The sequence below is a fragment of the Streptomyces sp. NPDC056987 genome, assembly GCF_042673865.1.
Lineage (GTDB): Bacteria > Actinomycetota > Actinomycetes > Streptomycetales > Streptomycetaceae > Streptomyces.
Genome location: NZ_JBHURV010000005.1, coordinates 302,316 through 312,607 on the forward strand (window position 1 = coordinate 302,316; position 10,292 = coordinate 312,607).

Below are 10,292 nucleotides of genomic sequence, written 5' to 3' on the forward strand. Positions count from 1 at the left end.
TCGGCCACGGGGACGGGACGGCACTGGGAACGCAGGAGGACCGCGTCCTGGTCTCCTCCCTGAGGAGGAGGCGGCGTTGTCAGGGGCGGCGCGGCTCGACCAGGCCGTGGTCGTAGGCGGCAACGACGGCCTGGACGCGATCGCGCAGACCCAGTTTGCGCAGCACCGCGGTGACATGGTTCTTGATGGTGGCCTCCGACAGACGCAGCCGCTCGGCGATCTCCGCATTCGACAGCGCCTGACCGATCAGGGTGAGCACCTCCCGCTCGCGTCCGGAGAGGTCCTGCAGAGACGGCGGCGGCGCCGCGTCGGGCGTGGCGCGCAGGAACCGGCTGAGGACGCGGCTCAGCACGGCCGGCGCCAGCAGCGCGTCGCCGCGCGCGGTGAGACGGATCGCGTTGACGAGTTCGGCGGGGTACATGTCCTTGAGCAGGAAACCGCTCGCTCCGGCCCGCAGCGCGGCGACCACGTGCGCGTCCACGTCCCAGGTGGTCAGCACGAGCACCCGGGCCCCACTGCCCGACGCCCCGATCTGCCGGGTTGCCTCGATGCCGTCCACCACGGGCATGCGTACGTCCATCAGCACCACGTCGGGCGCCAGTTCCCGCGTCAGCCGCACCGCCTCCAGGCCGTCGGACGCCTCACCGACCACCTCAAGATCCTCCCGAGCGTCGATGATCATGCGGAATCCGGTACGGACCAGGGCTTGGTCGTCGGCCAGCACCACGCGCAGCGTCATCACGCGCCCTCCACCGGCAGCTGCGCCGCCACCTCGAACCCGCCTTGGGGCAGCGGCCCGGCGCGCAGGCTGCCGCCCACGAGCCGGGCGCGCTCCTTCATCCCCACCAGACCGCGTCCCGCCCGCGCTGCGGCAGAACGGATCTGCGGAGTACGCCCGTTGTCGACCACTGTGACTTTCACATACCCCCCTTCGACTGTCACGCGCACGCTCACCTTGTCAGCGCCGACCGCGTGGCGCAGCGTGTTGGTGAGGGACTCCTGGACGATCCGGTACGCCGTCAGGTCCACTGTGGTCGGCAGCCCGCCGGTGGCACCCTCACGGTGTACGTGCACGGTCATCCCAGTCATCCGTACGGTGTCGGCCAGCTCATCCAGGTACGCAAGCGAAGGCCCCGGCTCCCGTTGCTCCCCGGCCCCGTCCTCTCCCACGTCGGCCCCGAACGCACGCAGCAGCAGGCGCAGCTCGCCCAGCGCCGAGCGTGCGCCCGTCTCAATGGCCCGCAGCGCCACACGGGCCTGATCAGGCCGTTGGGTGAACACATCGTCGGCGGCGCTCGCCTGAACGACCATCACCGACAGCGTGTGCGCCACGACGTCATGCACCTCGCGCGCGATCCGCGCACGCTCCTCCACCACAGCCCGGCGCATCTCCGCCCTCATACGCGCCTGCTGCGCCCTGCGCCACTGCCCCGCAGTCCACGCCAAAACCACCGTCAGCAGATAGACCGCCAGATCCGCCAGGCCGCCCGCCCCGAATGCCAACGACGCCGGCAGACACATCGCCGCCAACGCTCCCACCGACACCCGCCGCGGCCTGGTGGCCGCCACCACGCACAACGCGACCTGCGCCGCCAGAAGCGCTCCCGTCAAGGTCACCGCAGGCAGCAACGCCCACACCGCGAGCCCCGTCGCCGCATTCACGGCCAGTACGGCAACCGGGGCACGCGTCTGCCACCTCAGGGCACAGACCTGGACAATAACCAGGGCCATGGCCACGAGCAGTCGCCGGCCGTGCTCCGCGCCGGCGACGAGCACCGAGGTGCCCAGGACAGCGAGCACCAGACTCGCCGCCCCCCACCACAGCGCCCGGGCAGCCCGCGGCGGCACCTCTCCCCGTGCTTCCCCAGCGAACACGTCGTCCGACCGTCTGCTACAGCGATCCACCCCCCGACCCTAACCAGACTCGAGGGCTTGGCCGCTCAGGAGACCAACGTCTCACGATGGCCGTCGATGCCGACAGCCGTGTTCCCACTGCCGAAGCCACTTCCGTTCGCATCTACCACGCACTGGGCATTTCTCCTGCTCACCACGGCTTTTCGGGCCTCCACCGAAGTGTCACGACCCTCTTGTCCTCCCTTGTTTGTGAGTGGGGTGTCGGTGGTGGGGGAGAACATCGGGTCCGGAGGGCTGGTCCCCGGTCGCGTCCGGGGGCCGGCCGCGAGCGACGAGCGCACCCGGGGACAGGCCGGGTGCGGATGGGAGGGCGGGGCTGATGGCGGGCAAGCGCGAGGCGAACGAGGCGGGATCGAGTAACGCGCTGCGCGCGGATGTGCTGCGCGTGCTCGGGGTGTTCAAGGTCGCCACGGCCGACCAGATCCAGCGGCTGTCCTCGCCGCACCTGACGTACCGGCACACGACCAAACCAACCTCCGCCAAGCGGAAGGAGGCCCGTACGGCCTCGCACCGTGGCGCGGTGAACGATCTGCGCAGGCACGGCCTGGCCGTCGACGGCGGCCGTACCCGGGGCGGGGAGGAGGTCCGGCTGCTCACGAAGGACGGGTTGGCCGCGGCCGCGATCGACCTGGACCGTGAGCCGGAGGAGATGGGCGGCATGCCCAAGAGCGCGGGCCGCTCCGGCGCCTCCCACCCGATGACGGTGAACGAGACGGTCATCGCCCTGATCCGCCCCAAGCCCGACCTCGACCTGGTCGCGGGAGAGCCGGCCGAAGCCCGGGTTACCGCGCGGGCCGCCGTCGACGCCCCGGACGGGATCGGCACCCTCACCTCCTACGCCACCGAGGTCGCCCTCCCGGTCAAGGGCACCTGGAAGAACCCCGCGATCGGCAGCGCCCGCGCCGACATCGTCCTGACCGCCCCGGAGGCCGGGGTGCCGCTGCTGTTCATCGAGGCCGACAACTGCACCGAGGAAGCCGTCCTGATCGCGCGGAAGTTCGACAAATACATGAGGTTCTTCCAGCGGATGGAGAAGGACACCGACGGCATCGAGAAGCCGATGTGGCGCACCCGCTGGTCCGCGCCCGCAGGGGAGCAGTACGAGCGGGTGCACCCGCCGGTCTTGCTCGTCTTCCACCAGGTCGGCAAACGCTCCGCGCAGAGCCAGACCGACAAGGTCGCCGACCTCACCCGCGACCACTGGCAGGGCCGGTGGTGGCGAGGGCTTTCACTCCTACGACCGCTGCATCCCGATCGTGGCGACCACGCTGGACCTGCTGCGTGAGCACGGCCCGGCCGGCCCCGCGTTCCTGCGCTTCGGCCGCGACCACCACGAGCCGCTGAGAGACGCCGTCGGCAACCCCCGCCGCAACGCCTACCTCGCCCGCCGCCGCCAGGCCGACCGGGAGGAGCAGCGGCGCCGTGCGGTACGGGAAGCCGCGGCGCGGGAGGCATCACGGCCCGTGTGCACGGACTGCCGGCGCAAGTTCACCGACGACCGCTGGGAAGCGGTCAGGCACACCCGGGACTGGACCAGGCGCCAGACGCACCCGTACCTGTGCGAGGACTGCCAGAGCCGGGCAGTTGCAGCCCAGCAGCAGGCCGAAGCCGGCGAACACGAACACGAGCGCCAGGAGCAGGAGCGCCTCCGCCAGGATGAGGAAGCCGAGCAGGCCGGTGGAAAGACGGTGGCTGGTTCTCCCGCTTCCGCACCTGACCCGGGCAAGCTTCCCTGCCGACCGTGCGGGCAAGTCCAAGGTGACCCTGGGCAAGCCCGCGTTGTCGGTGGGAGGCTGCCCATCCGCGATCTACCGTTCCGGCGGGTGGGCAAGCCTTCCCGCGAGAGGGTCGGACTGCCCTGTGGGGCGTACGTCCGGCAGCTCTCCGTCCAACGTGTGCCGTGCGACGCTGAGAAACGCCCGACGTGCCTCCTCCAAGCGCGTGTACTCGCCTGCCATGTGGTCAAGCATCGCCGTGCGACCGTCATTCATGGTGTCCCGCAGCAGTACTTCTGCTTCTTCCTCCGGCATCCTCAGGTGCTCCCGCAGACAGCTGACCGCTCTCATGTGGCATCGCTCCAGCGCCTCGTAGGCAACCTGCGGATCGGCCAGAAGCTCATCCGTTCGCGGAAGGTAGCCGGAGAGCGCCTCGATGAGCCCGGCGCGCACGGGCCGGACCACCTCGGTATGAGCCCTCCGCACGCTGTCGAGCCTCTGCTGCAAACTACTCAATGCCACCAATGCGTCATGCGCGGGAGTGGTCAGTTGCTCCATCCGGGCCGTGGCCCCGCGCTCGGCCTCCACAACGGCGTAGAACGATCTCCACACCCTGGCCGCATAGCCGTCGTCGGTCGCCAGAGAAACGAGTTCGTCACAGCACGCCTTCATCTCCACGGCAGCCTCGACCATTGAGGCCGGCCCTTCAAGCTCCAGCACAACCAGTGCCCGCTTCAGAGCACGGCGCGCGGAGACCAGGTCCTGCTCGACGCCTGAGCCGTCCAGCATCTCCTCGGCCAGGCCCGTCACCTCCTCCGCCGCGAGGAGGAACACGGAACACGCTTCTCTGCGCACGCCCCGGCGCCACTGGTCGTGCGTGGAGTCGGACTGAGCACGCACCGCGTCCACAGCGGCCTTGTACGTCGCCTCCGCCTGTGCGAGACCAGCATGATGCGTCGCATCTGCCGCCTTCAGCGCCGCGCGTAACTGCCACCGGCCGATGAGCAGAGTAGACGGAATCCCCACACCCGCGACTACGGCTGCGGCGACCGCTGCGACCTCCTGTAAGTCCATACCGAAATCCTGCCAAGAAGCCGACCGTACGGAAGTGCAGACCTGCGACGTACTGGTCGGCGATCGTTGGACGGCACGGACGCGGAGCCGCACACCGTCCCCGGTACGCCACAGCACCGTCCGGTGACCGTCGACCTTGATCTCGTACGCCCACGGCCCCGTCGGCAGCTCGGTCACCGGCCGCGCCAGGGCGACATCCACAGGCCACTCCACATCATCAGCCTGCGCCCGCCGACCACCGGCCGCCTGACGGGCCACCTCACATCGCCAGCAGGGGTCTGCAATGTGATTGCTGGCTGCGGACATGCTGTCCGATTCACCCGTCGAACGGGGAGTGGAAAAACGAGTGAGAACTAACTCCCAGCCCGGTTTCTTGAATTCGTGCCGCCCGCATCGGGGGAGCCCTATAGAGTCACAGCGGGGAAATCGCCCGCGCCGCGATCCGTACTGCTGCGCCTGCTGGGAGGCGAGGGCCGGAGACCTGGTCGCCGGAACTCGCTCACCAGGAGGCACGCGGTCAGCGCGTGTCGCGAACGAAAGGATGCATGCACCTCATGTGTTCGATTCCTCCGGAGGGGGCCGGTGCCCCCGAGGAGCCGCTGGCGCCGTGGCGCCGGGCGCTGAACTGGTTACACCAGGTGGCATCACCTGTGGTGGCCCCGGTCACGGTGCTCGGCGCGATCGTGCAGATCACGGTTGAGCTGCGCGGCGGGTGACTCACCCGGACCTGCTGATACCAGGTCCGGGTGAGCGATCCCGGAGCCCGTCACATCTCAATGTGGCGGGCTCTCCTGTTCTCCGTCATTGGAGAATGCCATTCGTAATGCCAAGACTCAATCTATCGCGTGTCTTGTGAGTCATCAGTCGACTGCGACTCTAATCGCCGTACTCCAATGTGTCTTCCTATTGAGAATCTATTGAGGATCTAGACATGTCATTCTGGTGCAAAACGTAATCATTTGATGCATCGCAGTGAGCCCTCACATACGCCGACACGTTGCTCGAAGCGGCGCCAGTGGCCGGGCAGAGTGGTTCTGCCCGGCCACGGTGGCTACTCCCAGAGCCGAGGTAGCGCGTTCCACAAGGCTCTGAGCCAGTCGGGCGGGTCGGTGAGGAACTTGTCCACCAACCGGGCCGTGATGGACCGAACAGCGCCCTGAACGGCACCTTGGCCTATCGCGGCGGCCAGGCCAGCACCGGCAGCGGGCTGCTGCGGAACGGGCGCGGGGTCGGGAGGCTGGACGGGCGCGGGAACGTTGTCCCGGGTCATGATGCTGCTCCCTTGAGCAGAGGGGTCGAGGACAGCGGACACCTGCGTGGTGTCGTCCGCGGGGGTGTGCGCCGCACGGTCGGCAGTCCTGCTGCGGCTCTCTGCCTGAGAGCTTCCCTGTGGGGTCTCGGCCCTGGCCCAGGGTGGCGTGTTCAGCGTAGCGGCGATCGGCGCGGGTGTTGCCCCGGGTGTCTGGCGAGTGGTCATCGGTACTGCCTCCGGCGTGAGTTCGACATTGCGGGCGGGACAGTGACAGGGCTCAGGTGCTTGCGTCTCGTCCTCCCGGGCACGGCTTCTTCACTCCGTAGGGCCGCAAGCCCGGCCCCGGACAGCAGCGGCCGGAAAGATCCCGGGGCACGACGAAGGCCCGGACGCCTGGGTCCGGGCCTCTCCTGCCGAAGTCCCTCCAGCGGGTCGATCGCCAGTAAGGGAGTCGGCAACCTTCCGTCTACTCGTGCTCTCCCCGGGAGCGCTTGGCGCCCCAGTCCGGATCGCGTACAGGCGCCAGCATCCCGGGGCGAGCATGATGCGCCAGCTGGTGCGCGGCGTGGTGACGACGTGGACCAGGACGACGACGGCCTGCCGCCCGGCGCCGCCTCGGACCTACGCTTCGCTGACGCGGGCTTGATCGGCCGCCCCGCCCGGACGCTGCCAGGGGCGCAGCCGCCCGAGCAGGTAGCCGGCCGCGAGGGCGGCGGTGACGACGGCGCCCATCACGACCACCGCATCCCGACCGCGGACAGCAGCTCCATCCGCTCCGGCGTCAGCGTCGCCGCCCTGCTCCGCTGGTTGCTGACCCAAGCCCCCAGCTTGTGCTCCCGCTCCTCTTGGTCCTCGCCGACGATCCGCTCGACGTGCTTCCTCGGGACCTGAAGGTGCCCCTCACGCTCGTAGAACTGCTGGGCGGCCTCGTAGTGCATCGCCCACTTGTCGGCCTGCGTACGGCGCGGCGGCGGCTTCTCGTCCTCGGTCGCGGGCTCGATCCCGAGGACCTGTTCGCACATCCACTGCTGCACGGTCGTGAGCTGGTCCCAGCCGTACCGCACGGACTGCACCCACCGCCCGAGATCCTCGCCCTGGCACAGGACTTCGCCCGCCTCGGTGGGCAGCGCCTCGCCCGCGTCCAGGTGCATCCGGACCAGGTGGAAGCACCGCTGCCACGTCACCGGCCAGCTCGGGCACCAGGACGCGTCGATTTCCTCCAGCTGCTCGCGCCGCTCGTCCGACAGCGCCCCGGCCGACGACTCCACCGTCAGACCCTCCGCGCGCCGCCGCTCGATCTCCGCAGCCTTCCGGGCTGCGGCCCGCGCATTCTTCAACCAGATGCCCACCGCCGCGCCCTGGAAGGTGGCGTCCAGCGGGGCCAGGAGGTGCCCGTGTTCGGCGGCCCACCCGCGTGCGGCGGCCAGGCCCTCGTCCCACGCGGCGTCGAAGTGCGACCAGATCATGCCGAGCTTCTCCAGCTGGACGGCGCGGTCTTGGTCCATCTCGCCGCGGGCGTAGAACCGGCGGGCGTCGGCGATCCATTGCCCAAGTGGAAAACCTGCGAGCGTGGCCGGCCACCCCGCGGCTTCCGCCTCCTGGTCGTCGACGGCGGGCACGCGGAACGTGAACGGGACGCGGAGGTCGCCGTGTTCGCGGGCGTAGATGACGGCGGCTTCCACGCCGCGCCGCCAGTGCTCATGCTCGGGGTTGAGGACGCGCAGGTTGATGAACGCCGCGAGAGCGGCCGGGTCGCGGGGCGTGGAGAACTTCAGCAGGGCCTTGGCGGGGGCACTGACGCCCCCGGAGCTCTCGCCACCCCCCTTGCTGCTCTTCCCGCTCTCGTCCTTGGCTACGGGCGTGTAGCGGCTCGGGGCCTGCTGCTCCGCGAGGCTCTCCACGATCCTCGCGTCGTGCGCCCGCAGCGCCTCCAGCAGCTTGGCCAACCCGCCGAACGCCCGGGAGGTGAGCATGTTGTCCGCGGTCTCGCCCGGCCCGAGCAGCACCGGCACGACCAGGCTGGCCATCTTGCCCTCGCCCGGCTGCATTCGCAGTGCCCGGCCGACGGCCTGGACGAGGTCGGGCATGGAGCCGCGCACGTCCGCGAAGTACACGGAGTCACATCGGGATGTATCGACGCCTTCTCCGAGGACCTTTACAGACCCGAGGTAGCTCTTCTCCACGATGGTGCCGTCGGTGGCGATACCGTCGGCGAACTCGTCCAGCACACGGCGGCGGTGCAGGGGCTTGTGCTCGCCGCACAGCCAGTTGGCCCAGATCGTGCGCGGATACAGCTGCGGGTCGGCGGCGTGCAGCTGCGCGGCGACGTCCGGGAGGCCGGCTGCGAATGCCTCGGCCTCTTTCACGACATGGTGGAAGACGAGTGTGCGCTGGAAGGCCTCCTCCGCCGAGGCCTTCACCAGCGCGGTCTGGAGCGCGGCGAGCCGGGCCCCGCGCACCTGTTCGGACCGTGCTTCGGCACCCAAAAGCTGCGCAGCTTGGAGCTGGGTGTCGGTGACGTCCACGCATACGACCTGGTAGGGGGCACAGATTCCCCGGTCGATGGCCTCCGAGAGCGTCAAAGTGAACGCCCTGCTGCCGAACGGGGAGCCCGGGGAGTCATCCATGCTCGCCACCAGCTCGCCCGGCGCGCCCTCTTGGTCCTCGTCCCCGAGCTGCCACAGGCGGGGCGTGGCCGTCATGTAGAGCCGGCGCAGCGACAGGATCCGGGTGTTGTCGTGGACGACGGCCCAGGGCTTCCCGATCCGGCCGGAAACCCGGTGCGCCTCGTCGACCACGATCAGGTCCCAGCCCGTCAGGCCCACGCGGTGTGCGCGCTCCAGGGTGCCCAGGCCCAAGGAGGCGTACGTGGCGAACACGGTGACGTGGTCGAACGGCTTCACCCAGGCGACCAGCTCGTCCGCGTCCGTGGTGTTGGGGAAGACCACCTCGTCCCCGCGCAGCGAGGACACTCCGATCATCGGGCCCCCACGTCCGCCCTCGCGCCAGGCGGCCTCGGTCTGGGCGAGCAGATCCAGCGAGGGCACAAGGACCAGTACGCGTCCCGCGTGGAGCTCCTGCGCGCTGCGGGCGGCAACGAGGGTCTTGCCGGATCCGGTGGCCATGATCACCTGAGTCCGGAGCCCGCGCTCAGGCACAAAAGATCTTGCAGGGAATTCGAGAGCCTTGACAATGGCATCGACGGCTTCCCTCTGATGAGGACGGAGCGTTTTCTTTTCCACCGAAGCGTCCTTTCTCCTGCAGATTATTGTCGTCCCCGTCGCGGGTGTGAAGCCTGCTGGGCCAGGACGGCTCCGGCGAGGTCGGTGCGCAGCTGATCGAGGAAGCCCCGGAGACTGGTGGCTGTGCAGCGGTAGCCGTCGAGCTCGTAGCTGTCGTTGGTGAGGGCGCCGAGCGTGAGGTGGTAGATCCCGCCGCTGATGTGACTGACCGCGTACATACCTCCTCCGCCGTCTGTGCCGAACACTGTCACGGTGTCATGAACGGCCCCAGCAAGCTTCTTGGGGTAGTTGCCAGCCTCGGCCTGCGACACGAGTGAGGAAGCGTCATCGATCCAGATGCCACTGCCCAGATCAGGCAGGACGACAGAGCCGAGCTGGGCGTAGTACTCCTGGAGTGCCTCGGCTGCCCCTGCGCGAACGAGCAGTGCGACAGCGGCCGTACCCTCCTCAGCGGTAACGAGACGCACCTCGTGCTCTGCAGGCGGGTAACCCTGGGCAGCCTGGAAGCCGGCCGAGAATGCGTTCGCGAGCTGAGCCATATCCTCACCCCACCTCATGCAGATATACGGTGTCATTCACGGTCAATGACCGCCCATCCACTGGGTAGCAATAATTCCAGAGTCTATCAGTAATCAATTTTGATGCATCACTCGTCCACGCTGACCTACCGTCAAGCCCAAGCAGAATCACATGACCAGAGACCACCCTGACTTCCCATCAAGACAACCACCCCCGTAGCCCCCTGTTGCCAGCCAGTGCGCCGCGCGAAGCGTGGCGCACCAACCGCACGCAGTGCGGAGGTGGCTGGAGCGCAGCGGAAGCCCCCGACCGGGGCGAAGCCCCGGCCCAGGCCGCAAAGAGGCCGCCTGTCCCTGAAGCGCAGCGGAAGGGACACCAACTCGCTCGCGAAGCGAGCGAGTTGAGCGAGTTGAGCGAGTTGAGCGGGGAGCGAAGCGAGCCGCCAGCGCTCCTGCGGAGCAGGAGCGCAACACCCGCGCGCAGCGCGGGTGTTCGCTTGCACATCGCGAAGCTCTATCGTAATTTCCATTACCATCGCTTCAATGATAGGCGGGAAGGGAACGTTTTCTCTGTTCG

At 68.8% G+C, this 10,292-nt stretch carries 7 protein-coding genes; 2 read left to right on the forward strand and 5 right to left on the reverse strand.

What is annotated here, in order from left to right:
• Positions 1-79: 79 nt before the first annotated feature.
• Together ACFTZC_RS09010 and ACFTZC_RS09015 are read right to left on the reverse strand one after the other, a co-directional pair.
• A complete protein-coding gene (locus ACFTZC_RS09010) occupies positions 80-739 on the reverse strand; it encodes a response regulator (protein ID WP_382888098.1) in 660 nt (219 codons plus the stop codon).
• Positions 739-1,905: a sensor histidine kinase gene (locus ACFTZC_RS09015; RefSeq protein WP_382888099.1), complete on the reverse strand. Its 1,167-nt coding sequence runs from the start codon at positions 1,903-1,905 to the stop codon at positions 739-741. Before ACFTZC_RS09015 ends, ACFTZC_RS09010 begins: the two co-directional genes overlap by 1 nt.
• Before the next feature lie 328 nt (positions 1,906-2,233).
• Here ACFTZC_RS09015 and ACFTZC_RS09020 point away from each other — a divergent pair, with 328 nt between their 5' ends.
• Positions 2,234-3,199, forward strand: coding sequence for a replication-relaxation family protein (locus ACFTZC_RS09020; protein ID WP_382888100.1), 966 nt, complete (start codon positions 2,234-2,236; stop codon positions 3,197-3,199).
• A gap of 523 nt (positions 3,200-3,722) precedes the next feature.
• Here ACFTZC_RS09020 and ACFTZC_RS09025 read toward each other — a convergent pair.
• Positions 3,723-4,904 carry a hypothetical protein gene (locus tag ACFTZC_RS09025; RefSeq protein WP_382888101.1) on the reverse strand — a complete coding sequence of 394 codons (1,182 nt, stop codon included), beginning with the start codon at positions 4,902-4,904 and terminating at the stop codon, positions 3,723-3,725.
• A gap of 353 nt (positions 4,905-5,257) precedes the next feature.
• Between ACFTZC_RS09025 and ACFTZC_RS09030 the strand changes: the two genes are divergently transcribed.
• The gene (locus ACFTZC_RS09030) at positions 5,258-5,419 is read left to right on the forward strand and encodes a hypothetical protein (RefSeq protein ID WP_382888102.1); all 162 of its coding nucleotides are present in this window, start codon (positions 5,258-5,260) and stop codon (positions 5,417-5,419) included.
• A gap of 1,267 nt (positions 5,420-6,686) precedes the next feature.
• On the opposite strand, the gene ACFTZC_RS09035 is transcribed toward ACFTZC_RS09030, so the two are convergent.
• The gene (locus ACFTZC_RS09035; protein WP_382888103.1) at positions 6,687-9,197 is read right to left on the reverse strand and encodes a Helicase associated domain protein; all 2,511 of its coding nucleotides are present in this window, start codon (positions 9,195-9,197) and stop codon (positions 6,687-6,689) included.
• A 23-nt stretch (positions 9,198-9,220) separates the two neighbouring features.
• On the reverse strand, positions 9,221-9,736 hold the full coding sequence (locus ACFTZC_RS09040; RefSeq protein WP_382888104.1) for a hypothetical protein: 516 nt from the start codon (positions 9,734-9,736) through the stop codon (positions 9,221-9,223).
• Positions 9,737-10,292: the final 556 nt, after the last annotated feature.

Coding starts and splice junctions, on each gene's coding strand:
- ACFTZC_RS09010 (WP_382888098.1), bottom strand. CDS start 739: ATGACGCTGCGCGTGGTGCTGGCCGACGACCAAGCCCTGGTCCGTACC.
- ACFTZC_RS09020 (WP_382888100.1), top strand. CDS start 2,234: ATGGCGGGCAAGCGCGAGGCGAACGAGGCGGGATCGAGTAACGCGCTG.
- ACFTZC_RS09030 (WP_382888102.1), top strand. CDS start 5,258: ATGTGTTCGATTCCTCCGGAGGGGGCCGGTGCCCCCGAGGAGCCGCTG.
- ACFTZC_RS09040 (WP_382888104.1), bottom strand. CDS start 9,736: ATGGCTCAGCTCGCGAACGCATTCTCGGCCGGCTTCCAGGCTGCCCAG.